Below are 24,941 nucleotides of genomic sequence, written 5' to 3' on the forward strand. Positions count from 1 at the left end.
CTTTCTTCAGTCTTTTTACGACTAGCAGGATCTACAATCATTCTTGCCGATTTATAAGCCAGGTAAAATTCCCTGTCGTCAATAAACAGTTCCATCATCGGATCGATCTGGTTGTTCAGCAAGCTGTGGATTTTATCAATATTGTCTTCAATCAATTCGTTGGTGGTCTTGCGCTCGTTAATTAATTGGCGGGGTTCTGTCAATACCTTTTTGTAGGCTTTGGTTTCGGTATCCAATTCGGCAATCATCTTTTCGCTTAAACCAAAATCGGCAAGATCTGTTGCAAGTGGCGTAATTATTACAAGTAAGTTTTTAGAAAAGTCTAAAAACTCCTGGTCTCTCATCTTTATCAGAAAAGTATTGTGGATATTGCCCACAAAATTGTTCAGGTTTTTGTTCTGGCTGATAAAGGCGTAAACCCTTATAATATTGCTGATTTTTAAAACGATAGCTGTTAACTCGGCACGGGCTAAGTTTTTATTGCCCGCAGTTTTGCCCGGAATGCTGCCTACCTTGGTAATCAAGCTGTTCGTTTCTTCAATTAAGGTATCCAGGTTTGAAAGCATTTTTACCATTGCCGGTATGTGGGCAAATTTCGATTGATTGTTGTTTAAGAAAAATAAAACTTGCTGATTGGCATTGTGCCTTGCTGTAATTGTTTTTTTCATTTTGAGTTGAGATTAAATTGTTATGATTGATTAACTTGGTATGTAATTCAAAAATAAAGATATTTTTTTATTAACCGAAAACAACGAATAAAAAACAATTAAAAGCAAGTGGAATGTGTCGTTTTTGTTACAAAGGTAACTTGTTTGAAGCGCTCTAACTGTCTTGTGTATAAATATATGTATTTGGATCGATAGTGTTTGTTATTCTGTGTATGTATGATATCTATTTACCAAAATACATAAAAGATTGATAAGTTGATTTAGATATTGTATTGTGTAGGTAAGTATATTTATTGAAGCATGGATATTGCAGATGGAAAATATATGTTAATATATTGTGGGTGTAATAATAAAGATTAAATAATCAAGTTAGTTTCTTAATAATATGAGTCAGCAGATGAAAATTTAAAATCTATTTCTTATAATTAGATACCTATATATTGAATAATCAAGTCTATTTATTGTAGTAAAACATCTATAGATTGAATAAATAAGTCTATTTATTAAAGTTGCATGTCTTAAGATTGAGTTATTAAGTCTATTTATTGAAGAAGCAAGTCTTAAGATTGAATAAGTAATACAATCTTTTAAGGCTATATATCCGTAAATTGAAAAATCGAGCCTAATTATTGGAATTATATGTCTTTATATTGAAGTATTAAGATAATATCTTGAATCTTAATATTTGTTTCTTGATATTTAATACCTGTTCACAGAACGATTTATATTCTCTTTTCAAACCTATAAGTTAATATTGTCTTTTATTTGCTTAGTCTATTGTTACCTGTAAAATAATAACGGATTGCTTTGCCGAAAAGAGTACAGTTCTGTAATTCTGGTAAGTAAAAGTTGTGCAATACATACCATATTAGCACGTACTGTACACTCTAAAACAAGAGGTGTTGTTTCATTAAATTGCATAAATAAGCTGAGTCCGATGTGAAATGGCTAAGGATATTAATTGGAATCTTTCATTTCTGTTTTTCATTAACAAGCCGGAGAGATTTTAACTCTCTTTTTCCTTTTAAAATCATCACAATTACACATCATATTAATTAAAGAAAAAATAGAGTAATTGATTTGATTCTTTCTCTTTAAAAATCAGAAAATTAACTCTTAAAATTTAATTTGTATCATTCTATTCAAAATAAGCTTTACTTCCTATTTTAATTGCTACCTTTGCGGCTCATAAAAATTATAGAATGAATTCATTTGAAAATCTTGGTCTATCAAAGGCCATACTAGAAGCTATTTCCGAATTAGGCTTCGAAACCCCAACTCCTATCCAAGAACAAGCTATCCCGGTTCTTCTCGACGGAAGATCTGACTTTGTGGGATTGGCTCAGACCGGAACAGGAAAAACGGCGGCTTTCGGTTTACCTTTGCTTGAGCTTATCGAGCCACAGGTAAAAATACCGCAAGCTTTGATTCTATCTCCAACAAGAGAATTGGGAATCCAAATTGCAGACGATCTTAAGACATTCTCAAAGAATATCTTAAACCTGAACGTTGTGAATGTGTACGGGGGTGCAAGTATCGAAGAGCAAATTCGAAAACTGAAAAGAGGAGCACACGTAATTGTGGCTACCCCAGGGCGTCTTCTTGATTTAATTAGAAGGAAGGCTGTTAATTTATCTGCTGTTGAATATTTAATTCTTGATGAGGCAGATGAAATGTTGAACATGGGATTTAAAGAAGACATTGATGCCATCTTGTCTGCTACATCCGAAGAAAAAGTGACTTGGTTGTTCTCAGCAACTATGCCACCAGAAGTTCGACGAATCTCTAAAAATTACATGACAGATCCTACTGAGGTAACTGTAGGAAAAGCAAATACAACCAACAAGAATATTTCTCATCAATATTACATGTTGAACAATCGCGACCGTTACAATGTGTTGAAACGTGTTGTTGATTTTTTTCCAGACATTTACGGTATTATTTTCTGTAGAACCCGAAAGGAAACTCAGGAAGTTGCCGAATTGTTAATGAAAGATGGTTACAATGCCGACGCTTTACATGGTGATTTAACACAAGTACAGCGCGACAGGGTAATGCGTAACTTCAAAAACCGCTCGCTGCAGCTATTGGTTGCTACTGATGTTGCTGCTCGTGGTATTGATGTGGATGATCTTTCTCACGTAATTCACTACAACTTGCCTGATGAGTTGGAGTTCTATACTCACCGAAGCGGTCGTACGGCTCGTGCAGGAAAGAAAGGAATCTCCATTGCTTTGGTTACTCCAAGAGAGGAGCGTAAAGTAAAAGATCTTTCGAGAAGATTAAAAACTGATTTCGAACAGGTGAAAATTCCTATAGGTAAAGAGGTTTGCGAAAGACAATTGATGAATTTCATGCAGCGAGTAAACCAGGTTGAGGTTGAAGAGGAAGAAATTGCTCCATTTATCGATGGAATTAACGAAGAGCTCGAAGAATTAAGTCGCGAAGATTTAATCAAGCGTTTTGTTTCATTGGAATTCAACCGTTTTTGGGAGTATTACAAAAATGCAGATGATTTGAATCTGAAATCAACTACTCAACGCAGAAATAAAAAAGAAGACAACAAGGGCGAAGACCGTATGTTTATCAATATTGGTAAGAAAGACGGGATTGATGTACCTCGTTTGTTAAATCTGATTCACAAACAATGTGGTGTTCGTGGTAAAAACGTTGGTAGAGTTGATTTAAAAGGTGTTTTCTCATTCTTTGATGTTGATAAAGGATTTACCGATGATATTATTAAAGGTTTTGCTGGCGCTGTAATTGGTGGCAGAAAAATCAGAATCGAAGTGTCGGGTGATCGACCTACCTCAGATAGAGGTCCTCGAAAAGGACGTTCGAGAGGTGGAGATCGTGATAGAGGAGATCGCAGAGATAGAGGAGATCGCAGAGATAGAGGATATGGTAGAAAAGATTCTTTCAAAGATCGCAGAGGAAAAAGCGATGGGAAAAGATTTTCGGACAGAAATAGAAAGGAAGCATAAGCTTCCTTTTTTTTGCTTTAACAAGCTGAGTACATCTTGACTATACCCCAGATTATTTCAATGAACCAAATAAGTTTACATGAAAAATATAAAGCCTCTGACTTTCCGGTTCCTTGGAACCAACAAGAGAATTGTTATTTTGTTGCTATCCCTGTTGGGATAGAGTGTGAATTACATAAAAGGACAATAAGGCTTTAATGCTGGTAGATAAGTTCACCGGTTTCAAAAAGAATTTCTTGCACAATTTCCTGTAAGCTCATTTCCTTTCTGAGTATAGTACGCTAATTTCAGCAGTTGCATCTAAAGAAGTAAGGATGAAAATTTGACTGTAATTCAATAGGTGATGTGTCAAACATGTGAAAGTATGATGCAGAATCCGCTTCAATATTTTGAACAAATGTAGCGTGTTAACCATATAAAAACCACATACATGTTAAATAATACCTTAATAAAACCATACATAATACCATAAAATTACCCAATGTGTTGATAAATAGTTTAGTATGGGTTTTAGTGTAAGCTGACTTTTATTTAGTTTAATTCTTTCAATCTCTTTTCAGAGATATGTAATTTTTGAATTATTCACTTAAAATTCATGCTATGAAAAAAATGAATGTAAAAGCGATATTGTTTATTTTATTGACAATATCTTTTTCTTATGCTGTAAAGGCGCAAAATGGTGATCAAAAATGGGGAGTTGGTATTTATCTTAATTTTAACGATTATAAGGGAGATATTACCAATGATTTTTGGGAGTTTAGTAATGCCGATCCTCTTATTGGGTCCGCAACTTTAGGACGATATTTGAATCGTTCATTTGATGGCGTTTTGCGTTTAAGTATTTTTAATATCGAAACGGAAAGTGCTATAGGCCATTTTGATGACTGGTTGAAAAATGCTAACTTAAACCTAAAGTATAAATTTAATAACGGTTACTTGTTGAATGAGGAATCCCGAATTTCACCTTTTTTAATTGCTGGTCTTGGATATACACATGCAAAAGCGAAAGGAAGGGTTAAGGAGATTGATTTCAATAAGAAATATGACAATGTTAACTTTTATTATGGTGCTGGATTAACTGTTCGTATTGATGACAGATGGAGTGTTGCTTTGGAATCCGGGATTTATTATCCTCTTAGTGACAGGTATGATGGTATTAAAAGTAAAACCGGAAATACTGAAAAGTATAACGATAAATTCTTGCACAATACCATAGGTGTAGTTTACAATTTTGGAAAATCAAAGGATACCGATGGTGATGGTGTGAGTGATAGACGAGATGATTGTCCAAATACTCCGGAAGGAATTGTTGTAGATAAACATGGGTGTCCATTGGACTCTGACGGTGATGGTGTTGCTGATTATGAGGATGAATGTCCGATGCTTGCAGGAGATAAACTGTTGAAAGGTTGTCCCGACAAAGATGGAGATGGCGTTTCCGATAAAGATGATATGTGTCCTGATGTTAAAGGCGAAATTCATTTTAATGGTTGTCCTGATACTGATGGAGATGGAGTGCAGGATTCAGAAGATCATTGTCCTGAGGAAAAAGGATTGAAAGAATTGAATGGTTGCCCTGATTCTGATGGGGATGGTGTTGCTGATGCGCTGGATAAATGTCCTGATACGAAACCGGGATATCGTGTGGATGAATCAGGTTGTGCTTTTGATAATGACAAGGATGGTGTTGTAAATGAAGAAGACAAGTGTCCTGAACAGGCTGGTTTACCTGAAAATTATGGATGTCCGGAAATTAAAGTTGAAGTGAAAAAGCAACTTGAGCTGGCAGCCAGGAATGTTAATTTTGCTTTGGGTAGAGATATTTTAACAGCTGAATCGATGAAAATACTGGATGAGGTTGTAAAAATTATGGATGAGAATCCTGCTTATTCTTTAAAGATTTCCGGTTATACTGACAGTATTGGAAGAGATGATATGAACTTGAAACTTAGTGAAAAAAGAGCTTTAGCAACAAAGTCATATCTTATATCCAAGGGGATTTTGGAGAGTAATATTACTGCAAAAGGTTATGGTGAAGCAAATCCTGTTGCTGATAATAAAACAGCAGCTGGTAGAGCCTTGAACCGTAGGGTTGAATTTGTATTGTTTATTAAATAAGAAACCTTAAAAAATTGAAAAATGGATGAAATTTTTGCTAAATCAGATCAGCTCTGGTCTATGGCGTTAGCTTATGCGCCAAAATTACTACTTGCCATTCTCACACTCATAGTCGGATTGTGGATCATCAAGGCAATAACAAAAGGGGTAAAAAAACTGATGGACAAGAAAGAAATGGATGAAACCTTAAAGCCATTCATCATTAGTTTGTTCAGTATTCTATTGAAGGTAATGCTGGTTATTTCGGTTATTGGTATGATAGGGGTTCAAATGACCTCCTTTATTGCCATATTAGGTGCTGCAGGTTTGGCAGTAGGTATGGCTTTATCGGGAACATTGCAAAACTTTGCAGGAGGAGTGATGATCCTTATATTTAAGCCGTTTAAGGTTGGTGATTTGTTAGAGGCCCAAGGCTACCTTGGAGTAGTTAAGGAAATTCAGTTATTTAACACCATTTTGCTTTCGCTCGATAATAAAACCATTATTATTCCTAATGGAGGTTTGTCTACCGGATCGATGATTAATTATTCAACTCAACCTACCCGAAGAGTTGATATGACTTTCGGAATTGGTTATGCTGATGATATCGATAAAGCTAAGGGAATTCTTGAAGGATTATTAGTCAATCACCCAAAGGTTCTAAAAGATCCTGCACATTTTATTGCAGTTTCAGAATTAGCTGATAGTTCGGTGAATTTTACGGTAAGAGCCTGGGTGAACGCAGCTGATTACTGGGAAGTATTCTTTTACATGCAAGAAACAGTGAAGAAGGAATTCGATAAAAACGAAGTTGGAATTCCTTTCCCACAAAGAGACATTCATGTTTATAATCATTAATGATATGGAAATTAAATTAGAGGGAGGCGATGGCCTCCTTTTTTTTATCGAAAATTTAAAGGAGGCATATTAAATCATAAACTAATTGTTAGTTTTGATATCAATTAATCATGATAATCCTGATAGTTATCGGGACCATCTGACAAATGAAAGAAAAATTGAAGTAAATGAAGAGATTATCCAAAAAGAAGATCATATTATTGTCGATACTGACAGCACTTATCTTGTTATTCTTTTTCCTGTCAACAATAGTGAAAAATTACCTTGTTAATCATTCGGAAGAGCTTATCGGAAGAAAACTCGAAATTGCAGAATTACACTTTAATTACGCAAAAGTATCGGTTCGGGTAAATGGTTTGTGTTTGTACGAAAGTAATGATGCAGATCAGTTTTTATCTTTCAATGAATTGTATGTTAATGTTTCACCCTGGAAGTTGATTTCCGGAGAATATTCGGTTTCACAAATTTACTTGGATGGATTAAATGTGTCTGTTATTCAGGATGGTGTTGGATTCAATTTTGATGATTTATTGGTAAGTGAAGAAGTAACAACTGATACAATTCAGGAGAATCAAGAGGGCACCACTAAATTTTCCATTTACGATATTGAAATAAAAAATGGCTATATCGCATACTTCGATAAGCAGAAGGATAATTTACTTGATTTAAAAGATATAAATCTGGACCTGCCATTGATTGCCTGGGACAATAAAAAATCAGAAATGGGAGTGGACTTTTCTATAGGAGGAGAAGGTAATGTTGGAATCAATGCAAATGTAGATCATGCTACCGAAAGGTATATGGTTGATTTAAAGGTTACGGATATCAATATTAAACCTTTTATGGCTTATGCCAAGGATTATATGAAGATCTCTAGTATGGATGGGAAAATGAATACCTCTCTAAAAATTAATGGGAGTATGACCGATTTTATGGATGTATTTGTTAAAGGAAATACAAGCTTGCAGGATTTTTCATTAAATGATTTGGAAGGCAAAAGATTTCTTGCTGCAAAATCAACAAACGTAAATCTCGATTCATTAAACATTGGTACATCACATTACGAAATTGGAAAGATTGTAATGGAAGAGCCTGAAATTTATGCTACTCTTTTTAAAGAGAATACCAATTTTGAAAGGATATTTGAACCTGTAATGACTGTTGATACAGCTGAATTAGAAAAAGTTGAGCAAGATTCTTTAAAGCAGGATCAGGCCTTATTTTATGCTATTGATAGTGTAATTGTTAAAGGTGGTTTGTTGCAATTTTCCGATAAAACTTTAAATCGTGACTTTGTTTATGATATTAAAGACATTGCTCTGAATCTTGGTAGAATAACGGAAACTTCAAATCATGTGCCTTTAAGTTATTCGATGAACTTAAATGGAGGAGGAAAGTTGAAAGGAAGCTTGAATTTCAATTTGCAGGAAGTTCACGATTTTAATTTAAGAGCAAGACTTACCGGATTGGAATTGATGAGTTTTTCTCCATATACAGAGTTCTACATCGCAAGACCAATAACCCAGGGAACCTTTAACTATCACTGCAGTATTGATATGAAGCCAGATCATATGGATAATCAAAATAATATTAAAATTTCTGAGTTTGATTTTGGTAAGAAAACTAAGGATCCAAATACCATAAAGGCACCGGTTAGATTAGCACTGTATTTGCTAAAGGATCAAAATGATATCATTCAATTCGATTTACCAGTATCAGGTAACCCAAATGAACCAGATTTTAAGCTGGGTAGGATTATCTGGAAAACCTTAATGAATTTCCTGGTAAAGACTGCAGCTAAACCATTTGGTATTCTTGGAAGTATCACAGGTACAAACCCTGAAGATATTGAAACAATTCAATTGAATTATTCGAGTGTTTCACTTGATGACAAAGAAAAGTCAACTTTAAAAGATATTTCAGAGATCCTACAGAAGAAGAAGGAATTGGTCTTCTCTTTTACACAAGAAACAGATACCAAACAAGAACGGAATTATTTGATTCTTAAAGATTGTGTTAATGATTATTTTAAATCAAGGTCTGAAGAAATGCCAAATTTGAAAAGTAAGAAATTGGAGAATTGGGCAAACCAATCTTTAGAGTTTAGAAATTATCTGGTGAAGGATAGTACAGAAGTGTCAAAAAGCTTGATAGAGCTTTGTTTTGAAAAAACAGGCAATGTGAAGGCCAATCAAATGCTTGATTCACTGATTAAAGAGAGGAACAAAGAAATAACGAGTTACTTATTGGATAGTTTGCAAATCCCTCAGGATAATTTTATTGTGAAAACCGCGGACTTAAGAAATCTTTCAGATCAACAAAAAAAGCCAAAATTCAGAGTAGAGGTATCTATTAAGTAGTTAGCATATAATTTGGAAAATCATTGTACATTTTAAGACTATACTCTTGCAAGATATCTTGTAAAACTATGTATTTTTTTATATGTTTGTTACACCATGAATCACGAAATCAACGAATACTTTATAACAAAATGGAAGTCTCAATTTAAAAAGGGACTGTTGGAATACATTATCCTCCTGTTGCTAAGATCGAAGCCATGTTATGGTTACGAATTAATTAGTGAAATGAATCAATTTACTTCCCTTGAAATTGCGGAAGGTACAATTTATCCGCTTTTGAACCGACTTAAGAAAGAGAAGTTGGTTACTTCGGAGTGGGCAGAAATGGATACTGGTATTCCAAGAAAATACTACAAACTTACCGATGAAGGTGCTTCGCACTTGGAAATTATGCGAGAGTATGTGGATTCCTTAAATCTATCTATTACAAGGATAAAGGAGAATGCGTAAAACTGTTAAATGCAATTAATTACCAGAGGAATGAGAGATTATATTTTATCCTTAGATCAAGGGACGTCAATTTCAAAAGCTATTTTATTTAATAAGAAAGGCGAAATAGTTGCTCAAGTTCAGAAAGAATATGAGCAGTATTATCCTAAGCCAGGTTGGATTGAGCAAGATGCCAAGGAAATTTGGTATTCACAGGCATCAGTGGCTGAGGAGGTATTGACAAAAACCGGACTGACAGGAAAAGATATTGCAGGTATTGGGATCACCAACCAAAGAGAAACAACAATTATTTGGGATAGAGAAACAGGAGAACCAATTAACAATGCAATAGTTTGGCAGGATAGAAGAACATCACACCTTTGTGATAAATTAAAGGAGCAGGGGTATTCACAAAAGATCAAAGAAAAGACTGGACTGATTTTGGATGCTTTCTTTTCTGCAACTAAAATACAGTGGTTACTAAATAATATTGAAGGTGCCAGAGAAAAAGCAGAGCAGGGTAAGCTTGCATTTGGAACTGTTGATAGCTGGTTGATTTGGAAGTTGACCAAAGGAGAGCTTCACATTACAGATGTTTCGAATGCCAGTCGTACAATGCTTTATAATATCTATGACTTGTGTTGGGATAAAGAATTGTTGGAATTACTTGATATTCCGGAATCAATTCTTCCAAAAGTTTGCTCATCTAGTGAGATTTATGGACATACCCGCAGGTCAATGTTTGGTGAGGAGATTCCAATTTCCGGGATTTGTGGTGATCAGCAGGCAGCACTTTTTGGACAAGCTTGTTTCGAGAAAGGGATGGTGAAGAACACCTACAATACAGGATGTTTTATGTTGATGAATACAGGCAATGAGCCTGTAGAGTCAAAAAACGATTTGATTACAACAATAGCCTGGGGAATTGGTGATAAACCTACCTATGCATTGGAAGGGAGTGTTTTTATAGGAGGAGCTGTAGTGCAATGGTTACGCGATAGTTTAAACCTAATACACTCCATTGAGGAAATTGAATTACTTGCACTAACGGAAAAAGATAATGGAGGAGTTTACATTGTTCCTTCTTTTACTGGATTAGGCGCACCTTACTGGGATCAATATGCAAGAGGTACTTTCTGGGGATTAAATATGGGCACTAGCATTGGACATATTGCGCGTGCATCGTTAGAATGTATTGCTCATCGATCATCTGATGTTTTGAAAACCATGGAGGCTGACTCTGGTATAAAAGTAGAGCAATTAAGGGGTGGAGGATTAATGGCAAACGATACCTTGCTTCAATATCAAGCCGATTTTTTAGGTATACCAATTGTACGACCGGAAATTAAAGAAATTACCGCTGTTGGAGCAGCTTATTTGGCTGGTTTAGGTGTAGGATTTTGGAATAGTGTAGAAGAGATCCAAGATCATTGGAAACTGGACAAAGAATATGAAGTGAAAATGGATGAAGAAATAGTGAAGCATCATAAAAAATATTGGGAGAAGGCTGTTAGCAGATCTCAAAATTGGATAGATGCGGATGAATAAAAAAGTATAATTAAAAATAAAAAGGGTTATTTCATATTTGAAATGACCCTTTTTATTTTTCTAGATACATGTATTTATTTGTAGTATAGGTTGTTAGGGTGGAAAGGTATTTTGGAATAGTTATAAATAGTATCTTTTTTAACTATGCACATTGCATTGCTAAGTATTTTATTTAGTTTTGTCGCATTCACATAGTATTAAAATTAACATACGGGTAATAAAAGTTAATTTAGAGATTTAGAGTGAACATTTTTTTTACACTATATACATAGTTAAGCAATGTGCTTTGTATTAGGATTTATTTTTCAATGCTACTATGAAAGATGTCAAATTTGATGAACAACTAGAGGATTGTTTATATACATTTTTTTCAGAGATAATTGACTCGAATAAAAGTATATCAATAAAACATGAAAATGCTGTTTATAAAAGTATTTGGGATTTCTGGGAGTGTGAGTTATAAATAATACACGTGTAGGAAATAATAATATTCAAAATTACAATAACCATAAATTTATTTTAAAATGATTGGATTTTTAAAGCCAGCTGCTCATAAAGAGATGCTGCCTGAGAACAAAATTGACCCAGTTTACAAACGATTGCGTCTGCAAGTGTTTTTAGGGATATTCTTGGGGTATGCAGGTTATTACCTTGTTAGAAAGGTATTCTCATTAGCAATGCCTGATTTGGTGAATTTGGGATATTCTAAAACTGAGTTAGGATTTGCATTATCAGGAGTATCTATTGCATATGGATTGAGTAAGTTCATAATGGGTAATGTTTCGGATAGAAGTAATGCTCGTCGTTTCTTAACTCTTGGGTTGGTATTGTCAGCAATTACAATGATTGCTATGGGGATACTGCCAGTTGCAACATCGTCAATAGCCATCATGTTTGTTCTTTTATTATTGAACGGATGGTTTCAGGGAATGGGATGGCCTCCTTGTGGCCGTGTAATGGTGCATTGGTTCTCTATTCGAGAGCGTGGAACAAAAATGTCTGTTTGGAATGTAGCTCATAATGTTGGTGGAGGTATTATTGGTCCTTTGGCAATTTTAGGTGTAGCAATTTTTGTTGACTGGCAGGCCAAATTGTATTTCCCTGGCTTGGTAGCATTGCTTGTTGCATTTATAGCCTGGCTATTAATAAGAGATACACCTCAATCATGTGGTTTACCAAACATCGAAAAATATAAAGACGATTATCCGGATTCATATTCAGAAAAGTTTGAAGAAGAAATGTCTGCAAAGCAAATTTTTCTTGAATACATTCTTAAGAACAGACTTTTGTGGATGATTGCAATCGCAAATGCTTTTGTTTATCTGGTACGTTACGGTGTTTTAGATTGGGCTCCATTATACCTTGAAGAGGCTAAAGGCTTCTCTATTGAAGAAACTGGTTGGGCATATTTTGCTTACGAATGGGCAGGAATACCTGGAACTCTTTTGTGTGGATATTTAAGTGATAGTGTATTTAAGGGGAAACGTGCTCCTGTAAGTATTATTTATATGGTGCTTGTAACTGTCTCAGTATTCATGTACTGGACTAGTGACTCTATTGTAGCAAATTCAATCGCATTAGTATGTATTGGTTTCTTAATCTATGGTCCGGTAATGCTTATTGGTGTTCATGCTCTTGATTTGGTACCTAAAAAAGCTGCTGGTACAGCTGCTGGTTTAACTGGCTTGTTTGGATATATGGGAGGTGCTCTTTTTGCAAATATTGCAATGGGCGCGGTTGTTGACAAATGGAGTTGGACAGGTGGATTTATGGTTCTTCTTGGAGCTTGTGTGTTATCGATTCTTTTTATTGCCGTTTCGTGGATACAAGAAATAAGAGGACACAATGGAATTCATCATTAAAATTCGGAAGTAAAGATTTAATCATAAATAGAAATTAACCTTCAAAATTTAAATCATATGGAAAAATTTAATCTTAAGAACCTATTATTAGGTGCGATGGCCTTATGTTCTATAGGCTTAGCAGGGTGTGAAGATGATACACCAGATTACAATGAATTTAACTACTACAAAACTTATCCACTTAAAGAATTAAGTGCAGAAGCTAAGATAGTTAGAGATTACGTTAAGAAAGATATCGTGATTGCACACAGAGGGTCAACTTTCTGGGCTCCGGAAGAAACAGAAGCAGCTTTCCGTTGGGCAAGAAATATGGGTGCAGATTATCTTGAAATTGATTTACAAAGAACAAAAGATGGTGTTTTGTTAGCTCTTCATGATAATAACTTAAGAAGAACATCAAATATTGAGAGTGTTTTCCCAGGTAAAGAAGATTATCCAGTAAGTTACTTTACATTGGCTGAATTGAGAAAACTTGATGCAGGTGCTTGGTTTAATGTTGATGTACCTGAAAATGCAAGAGAGTCATTTGTAGGAGAGAAAATTTCTACTCTTGAAGAAGTAATGAAAATTGCAGAAGGATACAGAATCAAAAGAGATGTAAATGGTGAGCCTGTAAAAGATATGACCAGACTTAATGACGCTGGTGAATGGGTAGGATATTATGAATTTGAAGTGGATCCACAAGACAATGGTAACCGCCCAGGTGTTTATGCAGAAACCAAAGAGCCTTACCTATTCTCAGGAATGGAAGCTGACTTGGCAACATTCTTAACTGCTGAAGGTTGGAATGTTACTGCTTCTCCAAAAACAATTCCTACAACCCCAGGAAAAGTTGATGTAGCGAACACAAATGGACGATTCATTTTACAGTCTTTCTCAAGACAATCAATCGTTAATCTTGAAAGAGAATTACCAGGAGTACCAAAATGTATGTTATTATGGGAAGATGAAAGTGCTTCATATGTAAGACCATCTAATACAATTGAGTCTTTAGCTGAATTCATTAATTTCTCAGTAGAATACAATTGTCATATTGCAGGTCCTTCAATCGAAGGTAAGCCTAATAAATATCCAGACCTTACAGAACCATGGATGTGTGAAATGTATCACAGAGCAGGAATGCTTGTTCATGCATACTCATTCGATACTGAAGATCAGTTAAGAAAGTATAATGGAGATTACTTCTACGGTGGAGTATCACGTTTCGAAGACCCAAATAGAACTGTACAAGGAAACTTTAATTACGATGTAAATTCAAACATGTTTATCGATGGTGGATTTACTAACCTAACAGATCTTTCTATGAATTACCAGAAGCGTGTAGTAGTGGGAACTGCTCAAGAAGTATTAGACGCTTTAGGATACTAATCAATTTCTATTTACAAATTATTAAGCAAAAGTAATATGTTTAAAAAATTATATATAGCTGCCTTATTAACAGGAGTGTTAGCTTTAGGAGCAAATGCTCAGGAAAATAAAATTTCAGTAGATAATCCGAACGGAGGAATTAAATTGACTTCTGCTGATAAAGAATACCAGGTAAGTATTAATGGTAGAATTTACATGGATGGTGTTCATTATTTTGATGATGTTACTGATTTAAGTTCTGATGTTTCAGTAAGTGATATTCGCTTCGGAACAAGTGTAAGATGGGGAAAGTGGAGCGCTAAAGTGAATGTTGGTTTTGGTAACGATGAGGTGAAGATTAAGGATGCTTTCTTAAGATATCACCACAAAAAGAACAGTACTTTTACTGTAGGTAACTTCTTTGAACCATTCGGAATTGAGGCTGCTGAATCAAGCAAAAACCTAAGATTTATTGGCGCTTCCAATACAACTCAGGCTATGGGTATTGGCCGTGGAGTCGGTTTGGGATATACCTACTATACTCAGAAATTCTATGGTTCAACTGGTATTTTTGCTGGTTCTGTTGATAATAACAGTAAGGGTGATCAAGGTTTTTCTACGACTTCTAAAGTTGCTTATACTCCAATTCAAAACGATGATTTCGTATTCCAGGTAGGAGGATCATTTACCTATAGAAAGCCTGAAGCTAATGGTTTTAGCGATAGTTTCAACGATGATGATTACAATCGTGTAGTTGAATTTGCAGCTGGTCCTGAGCACAAATTTTTAAATGCTACAATGAATGGAGCACAGTCTGATATGAGATTTAACTTCCAAACTTTGGCATTGAAAGGCCCTTTCATGTTACAAGCTGAATATACTCAAGCAAAAGTAACTCGTGATGATGATTATGTGTCAAGATTAATGAAAGACGGTCCATTGTATTACGTTACTTATGCATGGCCTGTAAAACCTCAGGATTATCCTGATTGGTATGGTGAGCTTCGTGATATCGAAACCAAAGCATACTATGTACAAGCTGGGTTCTTATTAGGAGACAACTACAAGTACAACTCATCAACTGCATACATTAAAAGACCTAAAGCTGGTGCTTTTGAATTCCTTGTTCGTTACGATCATACAGATTTGAACGATATTGATGGTACTTATTTTAACGGAGCTTATGGTCCTGCAGATTTAAATGCTGCTTTGGGTGGAGCTGGTAACATGAGTATTCAAGGTGGAAAAGCTGATACTTATAGCTTGGCTGTAAATTACTACGTAAGTTCTAATGTAATGTTCCGCTTGAATTATGACTATATGGATGTTGATAATCAGAAACACCCATTAGATAAAAACATTGGAGTTCTTAAAGGAAGAATTCAAGTTAATTTTTAAGAGATTACATATTATATAGGAAAAACTTGCTTGCTATAACTAAGCAAGTTTTTCTGTATAAAATCTAAGGGAAATATCAGACCTGTTTAAATAGATTTTTTTAATTAAAAGAGACCATTTCTAAGTGAAATAGGTCTCTTTTTTTATTTTTTTTCTTTGATCTTTCAAAAATACTGATACTCTCCTTTATCAGTAAAAATAGTCTTTGTGTGAGGTTTTTGTATTTTAGACTAAATTAAAACAGACTATTTCTTTGCAAAGCACCTTGCAATACTAAGTATTTTATTTAGCTTTGTAAGTATCAAGTTTGAAACAACTTTATTAAACTTGGTAATTGATAGGAAGAATGCTTCCGTTTTTTTTGATAAAGGTACATAGTAAAGCAATGTACTGTGTATTCAGATTTATATTTTAATACTACTATGGAAGATGTAAGATTTGATATGCAAATGGGAAATCGCCTTTATTCTTTTTTCTTAGACATTTTGTCTGGACAAAAAGAATTGGCTACTCAGGATGAAGAAGAAGCGAAAGGAAGTATTTGGGAGTATTGGGAAAAAGAATTGTAGAAGAATCAATAGGTTGTGCAGTCATGGATAGAGGAAAGATGCTTAGAGAAGTTAAGAGTGCAAAACAGAAATGGGATGTGATTATTGTTGGTGGTGGTGCATCGGGGTTGGGCGCAGCCATTGAGTCTTCGACACGTGGTTACAAAACCCTTCTTCTTGAACAGGATGATTTCGCTAAAGGTACTTCAAGCAGAAGTACAAAATTGGTTCATGGTGGCGTAAGATATCTTGCTCAAGGAAATATCTCATTGGTTCTTGAAGCTTTACGTGAGAGAGGCTTATTAAAAAAGAATGCTCCTCACTTGGTAAAAGATCAATCCTTTATTATTCCAAATTATACTTGGTGGGGAACTCCATATTATACTTTAGGATTAACTCTCTATGATTTAATGGCAGGAAAGTTAGGTTATGGAAGATCTTTACCATTTTCAAAGAAAAGAACACTTAAATACATACCAACTCTTAAAAGTGAAAAGCTTAGTGGTGGAGTAGTTTATCATGATGGACAGTTTGATGACTCCCGATTGGCAATAAACATGTGTCAAACATTTGTAGAAAATGGAGGAGTGGCTATCAATTATATGAAAGTTACAGGAGTGGTTAAAAATAATGGCAAAATCACTGCAGTAAAGGCTACTGACCTTGAAAATAATGAAACTTATACCATTGAAGGAGAGGCTGTTTTAAATGCCACAGGCGTTTTTGTTGATGAAATTATCAAAATGGACGAACCTAAAGCGAAAGATATCGTAAGGGTGAGTCAGGGTGTTCACTTGGTATTGGATAAGGAATTTGTTCCTGGCGACTATGCTGTAATGATTCCTAAAACAAGTGATGGCCGTGTGTTATTTGCAGTACCATGGCACAACAAAGTAGTGGTTGGTACTACTGATGTACACAAAGATAAAGCAGAACTAGAACCGAAGGCGTTGGAAGAGGAAGTTGATTTTATATTGGAAACTGCAGGTAGGTTCCTTGAAAAACCACCTAAAAGATCAGATGTAAGAAGTGTATTTGCTGGATTAAGACCTTTAGCAGCTCCAACTCAAGATGGGGCGAAGACCAAAGAGATTTCAAGAGGCCATAAGATTGTTGTATCTGAATCAGGTATGGTGACTTTAACAGGTGGAAAATGGACAACCTATCGCCAAATGGCTGAAGATGTAATGAATACTGTTGCTAAGACTGCCGGTTTGGAACAAAAAAAATCAGTAACAAGAAACTTACGAATTCACGGATATAAAGAAAATCCGGATTTAAGCAATCCGATGTATTTCTATGGCTCCGATGAGGAGAAGATTTTGGATTTGGCAAAGCAAGAAAATGGCTTAAACGAATATTTAAGTGAAGAGCTTCAAGTATTGAACGCACAGGTTGTTTGGGCAGTCAGAAATGAAATGGCCAGAACGGTAGAAGATTTTTTATCGCGTAGAACCAGGGCTTTACTTCTTGATGCAAAAGAAAGTGTTAGAATGGCTCCAAAAGTTGCTGAATTAATGGCAAAAGAGCTTAAATACGATAAAGTATGGGAGGATGATCAAATAAAGAAATTTAATGATTTGGCAGCCCAGTACATATTGAAATAAAGAAATGTAGGACAAATTGAGCAAGAGTTTTATTAAAGGTAGTTCTTAGTCTGTTATTTATAACTACTGATTTTATTAATTGTTACAATATTATTAATCAATTTGTTAGTTTTGGCACGATATTGCCTTGCTCGCATAGTCCTACATTTTCTATTGAATGTGATGTGTTAAATACTACCTAAAACCCTAATCAAATCTGTATAAATATGGATTTGTGCGTTTAATCCGAAGGATTAAAAATTTTTTATCGCAAAATTGCAATCGTTTACAATTTGTAAATAATAGCAATTGAGTACTCGGAAAGACTATAATTTTAATAACACAATAACCCAAATTAATTGAATTATGGAAGACAAGTTTATTTTAGCTTTAGACCAGGGAACTACAAGTTCGAGAGCAATCGTTTTCAACAAAAAAGGCGAGATGGTGAGCGTGGCACAGAAGGAATTTACCCAAATATTCCCTCAGCCAGGATGGGTAGAGCATGATGCGAATGAGATTTGGTCTACACAAGCAGGTGTAGCAGCTGAAGCGATTACTCAGGCTGGAGCTAACGGTAAAAACATCGCGGGGATTGGTATCACTAACCAGAGAGAGACAACCGTTGTTTGGGACCGCGAAACCAACGAACCAATTTACAACGCAATCGTTTGGCAAGATCGTCGTACATCTAAATACTGCGATGAATTAAAAGCACAAGGTCATGCTGATATGATTCAGGATAAGACTGGTTTGATTATCGATTCTTACTTCTCGGGAACTAAAGTAAAGTGGATTCTTGATAATGTTGAAGGTGCTCGCGAAAAAGCAGAAGCAGGTAAATTGGCATTTGGTACTATCGATAGCTGGTTAATCTGGAAATTGACTCAAGGAAAAGTACACGTAACAGATGTTACCAACGCAAGTAGAACTTTACTTTACAACATCAAAACTTTGGAGTGGGATAAGGACATGTTGGAACTTCTTGACATTCCTGCCAGTATTCTTCCAGAAGTTAAATCTTCTTCAGAAGTATATGGACATACGGTAACTACTCTTTTCGCTCACGAGGTACCTATCGCGGGTATTGCAGGTGACCAGCAAGCTGCTACTTTCGGCCAGATGTGTATTAAGCCAGGTTCGGTGAAGAACACATATGGAACAGGATGTTTCATGCTTTGTAATACCGGAACTACGCCAGTAAAATCAAACAACAACTTATTAACTACCATTGGATGGCAAATTAATGGTGAAACTACTTACTGCCTGGAAGGAAGTATTTTCATGGGAGGAGCTATCGTACAATGGTTACGCGATGGATTAGGAATTATCAAGTCGTCTCCGGAAGTAGAAGAATTGGCTGGTTCGGTAGAAGATAATGGAGGTGTATTCCTTGTGCCTGCATTAACAGGTTTAGGAGCTCCACATTGGGATCAGTATGCAAGAGGTACAATTGTTGGTTTAACAAGAGGATCAACTTCTGCTCACATCGCAAGAGCTGCTTTAGAAGGTATCGCTTTCCAAACCAGAGACGTATTGAAAGCTATGGAAGCTGATGCTGGAATAGAAATTAACGAATTACGTGTTGATGGTGGTGCTGCAATTAACAACTTATTAATGCAATTCCAGTCGGATGTATTAGACGCACCAGTTTATCGCCCGAAAACTCTTGAAACTACTGCACTAGGTGCTGCATACTTGGCAGGTTTAGCAGTTGGATATTGGGATAGTGTTGATGAAATTAAAAGCCAGTGGGCAATGGATCGCAAGTTCGAGCCAGAAATGCCTAAAGAAAAATCTGAGAAGATGATTAAAGGTTGGGATAAAGCCCTTGGTCGTTCGAAAGATTGGGATACAGAAGCTTAATTTTCAACATCTAACAACCTGAGATTGGTTGGTAGGATTGATCTCGGGTTTAATATTTTTAAACCAATGCCGGAAATGAGATGAAGGAACGGAAGGAGAATGGATTCCGGCATTCTTTTATTAACAATTACTAAATAACGTGAGATCGATGTAGAATTCGGTCACAGTTTGACCTGATTTTGAGTAGAAATTTTCACAAATTCGTGAAGAAATATCGGGATATTTTAAATGGATTTGGGGGATTTATGCCAAAAGCAGGCGAACCAATAAGGGAGAGTTCTCTTTACGACATCTTCACATTAAAAATTCCTTAAAATAGTCCACTATTTTTTCAAAATTTTTAATGCAAATCTATCGCAAATATAACTTTCTGTGGATAGAATTTTACGTCGAACTCACATTAATAAAACCATAAAGTCATGAGTGAATTTATTGCAGAATTTATAGGAACAATGTTACTAATCCTTTTAGGTAATGGAGTAGTTGCAAACGTTGTATTGAATAATACCAAAGGAAATAACAGTGGTTGGATCGTAATCACAATGGGATGGGGATTAGCAGTATTTACAGCAGTAGCTGTTGCAGGCCCAATTTCCGGAGCACATATTAACCCGGCTGTAACCGTAGGTTTGGCTGTAGCAGGTATGTTTGCATGGTCAAAAGTAGGTCTTTTTATCGTTGCTCAAATGGCAGGAGCTGCATTCGGAGCATTCCTTGTGTGGTTAATGTATCGCGATCACTTTAATTCTACTGAAGATGGTGGAGCGAAATTAGCATGTTTCTCTACTGGTCCTGCTATCCGTAACTTTGGAAGCAATGTTATCAGTGAAGTTATCGGAACATTTGTATTGATGTTTGTAATCTTCTATTTGGCAGGTCCTTCTTTCGAAGCTGCTGGTGTTGAGGGTGCCAAGGTTGGATTGGGTACTTTAGGTGCTTTGCCAGTTGCTCTGTTAGTAGTTGCTATCGGACTTTCTTTAGGAGGAACTACTGGTTATGCAATTAACCCTGCAAGAGATCTTGGTCCAAGAATTATGCATGCTATTCTTCCTATGAACAATAAAGGTGGTAGCGACTGGGGATACTCTTTGGTTCCGGTTATTGCTCCTATCGTAGGAGCAGCAGTTGCAGCATTCTTGTTTATGAGCTTATAAATAAACCTAAAGCTATCTGCCAATAACAAGTTTATGCTTGAAAGGTTTTCGATAGTAGATCTAAGCTACGCTTAGAATTAAATAACACGACTACATTTTTAAACCCTGTGGAGATCTTGAAATTGAGACCTTCAGGATCTCTACAGCCCATAAAATATTAATCTAATGAAAAAATCAGTTTTAAAGCTATCAGTATTATTTACTCTTATAATATTATTTGCGTCGAATATGAACGTAAATGCACAAGGAAAAGTAACAGTTAGTCCATCGGTAACTACTCGCCATTACTGGAGAGGTATCATGGTAAGTAATACTGCCAATTTCGAAATGGACCTTGCTTATACCAATAACAACTTTACTTTTGGTGCATGGGGTGGATATGCATTCGATAATACATATTCAGAATTCGATTTTCATGTAGGATATAAGTTTAACGATCATTTTAACATAGCAGTTTGGGACTTATTTGCAAACCGCGATAGAGCTTCAATTGACGATTACAACTATCTTGATTTAGATAGAGCTACAACGAATCACTTGATTGATGCAAGTTTTAACTTCTATTTTACTGAGAAATTTCCTTTAAGTCTTTCGGTAAGCACTATGCTTTATGGTCGCGATTTAGATGAGAATGGTGACCAAAACTATTCAACTTACGTTGAGTTTGGATATCCAGTAACCATTGGTGGAGAAAAGATTTCTTTATTCGCAGGCTTAAACGCTTTCGAAGACCAGGTTTATGGTGAGAGTTTTGGTTTTGTAAATATCGGAGCTACAGCTACCAGAGAGATTAAAATTACAGAGAGTTTTTCTTTAAATGCTTGGGCTAAAGTTGCGATTAACCCACAAGCAGAAACTGCGAACCTAATTTTAGGTATTGGTTTTTAATCATCAATGTTTGATTAAACCTTTGCATTAATTTCCATAAAAGCAGAACATCTAGTTCTATTATTAGCGATTAAACTCGCTCTTCGAAAGAAGAGCGAGTTTTTTCGTTGAAAATTGTTCTGTAGCTATCTGCCAGATAGTAAGTTTTCAGCATTAATAATGCTTGTATCTTAATCATTTAGTAAACAACTTTAATTACCATTCAATCTCGCGGTACTCAACCGATTCACAGTTGATATCGTAGCCAGATGTTGCGGAAGGAAGTTCAAATTTGTAGGCATAAACCCCAACAACATAAGTTGCACCTTCTATAGTCTCAAAATCAGACCAGTTGTTAGTATCATCTTCAATTACTTTATGATTTGATGAAAGCATTCTATCAGAAACATAAATGATTTCTCCATCCATTTCATTGTGAATTTTTACTACATAAACATCTTTGTCATCTACATCATCCCAGTTAATATCGATAGTGTGTGTTGTCTTATCGTAGTTAAATTCTGTAATTTTAACTGGTTCAAGTCTAGCTTCTAGTAATTTATCGCTTACGGTGTAGGTTTCAAGATCTTCGGCAGTAATGTCAAATTGATAAATTCCATTCTCTATGTCCTCTGTTGTAAAATCATCTTCGGAAGGAACTGCTCTAAAAGCCATTTTATTATTGTAATCGCTTAAATCCTTTTCAATATTGCTATCGGTTGGGCCTTCTACATTAACTTTACTCATCGAGAAATTTGAATAGGTGTAAAATACTGGTGCATAAACTGTTTCATCACCACTTTTTTTCACTCTTACATATACATCACCAATTGCTTGTAAATTTGGTGTGTTGTCAACACTACTATCACATGCCACAATACTTGCTGCTATAATTAGCAATGCCCCTATGCTTTTTAAATTCTTCATTTGTTTTTAGTTTTTATCAGTAATACTGATTTTTCTGTTTTAATAAATTGTAGAGACAAAATCCCGGGTATGTCTCTTTTAAAAGTTTTTACAATTGCTTGATGATGAAACTTTGAAATGGTTGCTTTAATTTTATAAATTTTAAATAATGAATTTTCTATTTGTCTTAGAACCAGTGTATTTTAAATGTCAAATAAAAAAGTTGTAATTTTAGCGCAACCTTATCGCACTTTGTACAACTATTTAATAAATCAGGATCGTAAAAGACGTTAACCACTTTGGAAAACCGAGAATTAGAACAAATAGTAAAAGACTGCTCGAAAGGTAAATCTAAAGCGCAAGAATTGCTTTATCGGGAGTTTGCACCCAAAATGTTAGGGGTGTGCTTGAGGTATTCCAATGATTTAAGTGAGGCCGAGGATACTTTGCAGGATGGATTTATAAAGGTTTTTCAAAGTATTAAATCTTATCAGTTCAAAGGATCATTCGAAGGTTGGATACGTAGAATAATGGTTAATACGGCTTTGGAAAAGTTCCGCAAATCGAAAAATATGCAAGTGGTTGATGAGGTTTGGGAACCTGATCCTGATTCAGAAGCCGATGAATCAATTCAAAACTCAGACATTCCATTGGAAGTTCTTTTGCAGATGATTCAGGGCTTGCCCGATAGGTACCAAATGGTGTTTAGTTTATATGTTTTAGATGGATACACCCATAACGAAATTTCTGAGGTAATGGATATTTCCGTAGGAACTTCAAAATCGAATCTGGCTCGGGGAAGAGCAATTTTAAAACAAAAAGTGAATGATTATTTAAGTGAAAAAGAGAACAAGCTGAAAATATGCTAGACGAGAACAAACATATCGATAGTCTGTTTGCCGATGGGTTGAAAGGAATGAGTGTTGAACCAAATCCTGAAGTCTGGAATGCAATTAATGGAAAGATGGCAGCTGCTCGTAGAAAAAGGAGAGGAGTAATCATTTTTGTTTCTACTGCATTAGCGGCTTCGGTGCTGTTATTTTTTGGAATTGCAAATCGTAGCTTGTTTAATTCTCAACCCGGAAGTGTTCATATCGAACAATTGAGCGATAATACTTCATCAGTTAATCAATTGAATCAGACAGAAACATTGGGTGATATTAGGGAAAACAATGCTACTGAAAATAAAATAATTAGCGAGAAGAAGGGGAATGGTGTATTTATTGCTGAAAATGCATCAAATTTTGCAAAGAATATCGTTCAACCAGCAATAACCAGCAAAGAGAACAAGTTTGAGAAAGAATCTTTATTGAATAGCATACCAGAAGGAATTAAACTATTGCTTAACGGGGCCAATCAAGTTCCTGAGAGATTGCAATATCAACAGGCTGAAAAATCAAAAGCCATCCAATTAAGTGCCGAAGATTTGATTGTTATGAATAATCTTCTGGCAATGGAACAATCTAAAAAGGATGAGTTAAGAAAGAATCGTTGGGCCATTATTGGGCAAATCTCTTCAGCTTACTCTAACGAAGAATCGGCTTCAAGTGCAAATAGCGGAATTGTAAGTTTTGGAGGAGGAGTAAAAGTGAACTATGCTTTGGGTGAGAAGTTGGCTTTGCAAACCGGATTCATGTATAATCGTGTTGGTCAGGATATGGGTGGTTCAAGTATGAGCATGGCATTTGCAGATCCTATAGGAGAAGGTGAAACAAATGATATTAACAGACAAGAGAGAACATTTCTACCATCGCATACATCTGCCGGGAACATTAGGTATACAGGAGGGAATATAGAAGATAAAACCAATGCTGAATATATGGTTGCTTCTACTTACAGTTCATCGGATGATTTAATGCAAAGCTTCGAAACCATAGAGGTACCAATTTTACTACGATACAATTTAACACAAAAGAGATTGGGCGTTTATTTTAGTGGAGGTATTGGTGCCAACTGGATTGTTGAGAATGGTGTTTATCGAACTTCAGGGTCTAGACAAAAAATTGGTGAAATAGAGAATTTAAGAACTACCAATTTTAGCTCCTTATTTGGTTTGGGATTCGAATATCAGTTAAGTCCGAAAGTAAGAATTGGTCTTGAACCTAGTTTTAAATATTACCTGAATTCCATTAACAAGAGTGGACGATTTGATTATAAACCATACTCAATTGGTGTACACACTGGGATTCGCTATAATTTTTAGGTGCATTTTATGGAATCTTTCATCTTGTAGTGCTTTGTACAAAACAATCATTCCTTTTAAGGCATCATATTATTATTTTGAGTGGGGTGTTAACTTGGTTAAGTGCCTTAAGTAGGTCTACTAACTTGTTTTAGGTAGTTAGATAAGTGTCTCGAGTAAGTTCCACAAACATTTGTGTGTTGTATAACATGCTGTTAAAACAAAAACAGAACCTCTTTAAGGTCCTGTTTTTAGCTATTTATATTTTCTTTCAATAGTCA

At 35.4% G+C, this 24,941-nt stretch carries 18 protein-coding genes; 16 read left to right on the forward strand and 2 right to left on the reverse strand.

The genetic code is table 11. The features are described 5' to 3' along the window. The coding region (locus NQ163_RS17305; RefSeq protein WP_268191590.1) for a hypothetical protein at positions 1-668 on the reverse strand (668 nt) is incomplete at its 3' end. 1,202 nt (positions 669-1,870) lie between these two features. On the opposite strand from NQ163_RS17305, the gene NQ163_RS17310 reads away from it, so the two are divergent. The 14 genes from NQ163_RS17310 (at position 1,871) to NQ163_RS17375 (ending at position 21,593) form a co-directional block, all read left to right on the forward strand. Further along, positions 1,871-3,652, forward strand: coding sequence for a DEAD/DEAH box helicase (locus NQ163_RS17310; protein ID WP_268191591.1), 1,782 nt, complete (start codon positions 1,871-1,873; stop codon positions 3,650-3,652). Positions 3,653-4,252: 600 nt separating this feature from the next. Next, entirely contained in the window at positions 4,253-5,770 is a 1,518-nt protein-coding gene (locus tag NQ163_RS17315; protein ID WP_268191592.1) for an OmpA family protein, read from the forward strand. A gap of 21 nt (positions 5,771-5,791) precedes the next feature. Next, the gene (locus NQ163_RS17320) at positions 5,792-6,607 is read left to right on the forward strand and encodes a mechanosensitive ion channel family protein (RefSeq protein ID WP_268191593.1); all 816 of its coding nucleotides are present in this window, start codon (positions 5,792-5,794) and stop codon (positions 6,605-6,607) included. 167 nt (positions 6,608-6,774) lie between these two features. After that, positions 6,775-8,967, forward strand: a complete 2,193-nt coding sequence (locus tag NQ163_RS17325; RefSeq protein WP_268191594.1) for an AsmA family protein — start codon at positions 6,775-6,777, stop codon at positions 8,965-8,967. 96 nt (positions 8,968-9,063) lie between these two features. Then, complete coding sequence (locus tag NQ163_RS17330) at positions 9,064-9,417, forward strand: PadR family transcriptional regulator (protein WP_207784624.1); 354 nt, start codon at positions 9,064-9,066, stop codon at positions 9,415-9,417. A gap of 30 nt (positions 9,418-9,447) precedes the next feature. Continuing rightward, entirely contained in the window at positions 9,448-10,944 is a 1,497-nt protein-coding gene (gene glpK, locus NQ163_RS17335; protein WP_268191596.1) for a glycerol kinase GlpK, read from the forward strand. Between the two features lie 524 nt (positions 10,945-11,468). After that, positions 11,469-12,806, forward strand: coding sequence for a glycerol-3-phosphate transporter (gene glpT, locus NQ163_RS17340; RefSeq protein ID WP_120240156.1), 1,338 nt, complete (start codon positions 11,469-11,471; stop codon positions 12,804-12,806). A 57-nt stretch (positions 12,807-12,863) separates the two neighbouring features. Next, positions 12,864-14,174, forward strand: a complete 1,311-nt coding sequence (locus NQ163_RS17345; RefSeq protein WP_268191597.1) for a glycerophosphodiester phosphodiesterase family protein — start codon at positions 12,864-12,866, stop codon at positions 14,172-14,174. A gap of 36 nt (positions 14,175-14,210) precedes the next feature. Beyond that, positions 14,211-15,551 carry an OprO/OprP family phosphate-selective porin gene (locus NQ163_RS17350; protein ID WP_268191598.1) on the forward strand — a complete coding sequence of 447 codons (1,341 nt, stop codon included), beginning with the start codon at positions 14,211-14,213 and terminating at the stop codon, positions 15,549-15,551. A 392-nt stretch (positions 15,552-15,943) separates the two neighbouring features. Further along, positions 15,944-16,120, forward strand: a complete 177-nt coding sequence (locus NQ163_RS17355; protein WP_165836001.1) for a hypothetical protein — start codon at positions 15,944-15,946, stop codon at positions 16,118-16,120. 23 nt (positions 16,121-16,143) lie between these two features. Beyond that, positions 16,144-17,706, forward strand: coding sequence for a glycerol-3-phosphate dehydrogenase/oxidase (locus NQ163_RS17360; protein ID WP_268191600.1), 1,563 nt, complete (start codon positions 16,144-16,146; stop codon positions 17,704-17,706). Positions 17,707-18,051: 345 nt separating this feature from the next. Further along, positions 18,052-19,551, forward strand: coding sequence for a glycerol kinase GlpK (gene glpK / locus NQ163_RS17365; RefSeq protein WP_120240152.1), 1,500 nt, complete (start codon positions 18,052-18,054; stop codon positions 19,549-19,551). A 419-nt stretch (positions 19,552-19,970) separates the two neighbouring features. Beyond that, the gene (locus NQ163_RS17370) at positions 19,971-20,705 is read left to right on the forward strand and encodes an MIP/aquaporin family protein (RefSeq protein WP_268191601.1); all 735 of its coding nucleotides are present in this window, start codon (positions 19,971-19,973) and stop codon (positions 20,703-20,705) included. A gap of 165 nt (positions 20,706-20,870) precedes the next feature. Continuing rightward, entirely contained in the window at positions 20,871-21,593 is a 723-nt protein-coding gene (locus tag NQ163_RS17375) for a hypothetical protein (RefSeq protein WP_147375976.1), read from the forward strand. Between the two features lie 195 nt (positions 21,594-21,788). On the opposite strand, the gene NQ163_RS17380 is transcribed toward NQ163_RS17375, so the two are convergent. Then, positions 21,789-22,499, reverse strand: a complete 711-nt coding sequence (locus NQ163_RS17380) for a hypothetical protein (protein WP_268191602.1) — start codon at positions 22,497-22,499, stop codon at positions 21,789-21,791. A 278-nt stretch (positions 22,500-22,777) separates the two neighbouring features. Here NQ163_RS17380 and NQ163_RS17385 point away from each other — a divergent pair, with 278 nt between their 5' ends. Both NQ163_RS17385 and NQ163_RS17390 read left to right on the forward strand, forming a co-directional pair. Further along, positions 22,778-23,347: an RNA polymerase sigma factor gene (locus tag NQ163_RS17385; RefSeq protein WP_268191603.1), complete on the forward strand. Its 570-nt coding sequence runs from the start codon at positions 22,778-22,780 to the stop codon at positions 23,345-23,347. Continuing rightward, the gene (locus tag NQ163_RS17390; RefSeq protein ID WP_268191604.1) at positions 23,341-24,681 is read left to right on the forward strand and encodes a hypothetical protein; all 1,341 of its coding nucleotides are present in this window, start codon (positions 23,341-23,343) and stop codon (positions 24,679-24,681) included. The genes NQ163_RS17385 and NQ163_RS17390 overlap by 7 nt, the downstream gene beginning before the upstream one ends. The last annotated feature ends 260 nt before the right edge of the window (positions 24,682-24,941 follow it).

The organism is Marinifilum sp. D737 (assembly GCF_026672275.1).
Taxonomy (GTDB): Bacteria; Bacteroidota; Bacteroidia; order Bacteroidales; family Marinifilaceae; genus Marinifilum.

Excerpts from the sequence above, each read along its gene's own strand:
- NQ163_RS17370 (WP_268191601.1), top strand. The coding sequence starts at position 19,971 with ATGAGTGAATTTATTGCAGAATTTATAGGAACAATGTTACTAATCCTT.
- glpK (WP_268191596.1), top strand. The coding sequence starts at position 9,448 with ATGAGAGATTATATTTTATCCTTAGATCAAGGGACGTCAATTTCAAAA.
- NQ163_RS17360 (WP_268191600.1), top strand. The coding sequence starts at position 16,144 with ATGGATAGAGGAAAGATGCTTAGAGAAGTTAAGAGTGCAAAACAGAAA.
- NQ163_RS17375 (WP_147375976.1), top strand. The coding sequence starts at position 20,871 with ATGAAAAAATCAGTTTTAAAGCTATCAGTATTATTTACTCTTATAATA.
- NQ163_RS17320 (WP_268191593.1), top strand. The coding sequence starts at position 5,792 with ATGGATGAAATTTTTGCTAAATCAGATCAGCTCTGGTCTATGGCGTTA.
- NQ163_RS17345 (WP_268191597.1), top strand. The coding sequence starts at position 12,864 with ATGGAAAAATTTAATCTTAAGAACCTATTATTAGGTGCGATGGCCTTA.
- NQ163_RS17390 (WP_268191604.1), top strand. The coding sequence starts at position 23,341 with ATGCTAGACGAGAACAAACATATCGATAGTCTGTTTGCCGATGGGTTG.
- NQ163_RS17310 (WP_268191591.1), top strand. The coding sequence starts at position 1,871 with ATGAATTCATTTGAAAATCTTGGTCTATCAAAGGCCATACTAGAAGCT.
- NQ163_RS17315 (WP_268191592.1), top strand. The coding sequence starts at position 4,253 with ATGAAAAAAATGAATGTAAAAGCGATATTGTTTATTTTATTGACAATA.
- NQ163_RS17350 (WP_268191598.1), top strand. The coding sequence starts at position 14,211 with ATGTTTAAAAAATTATATATAGCTGCCTTATTAACAGGAGTGTTAGCT.
- NQ163_RS17325 (WP_268191594.1), top strand. The coding sequence starts at position 6,775 with ATGAAGAGATTATCCAAAAAGAAGATCATATTATTGTCGATACTGACA.
- glpK (WP_120240152.1), top strand. The coding sequence starts at position 18,052 with ATGGAAGACAAGTTTATTTTAGCTTTAGACCAGGGAACTACAAGTTCG.
- glpT (WP_120240156.1), top strand. The coding sequence starts at position 11,469 with ATGATTGGATTTTTAAAGCCAGCTGCTCATAAAGAGATGCTGCCTGAG.
- NQ163_RS17380 (WP_268191602.1), bottom strand. The coding sequence starts at position 22,499 with ATGAAGAATTTAAAAAGCATAGGGGCATTGCTAATTATAGCAGCAAGT.
- NQ163_RS17330 (WP_207784624.1), top strand. The coding sequence starts at position 9,064 with ATGAATCACGAAATCAACGAATACTTTATAACAAAATGGAAGTCTCAA.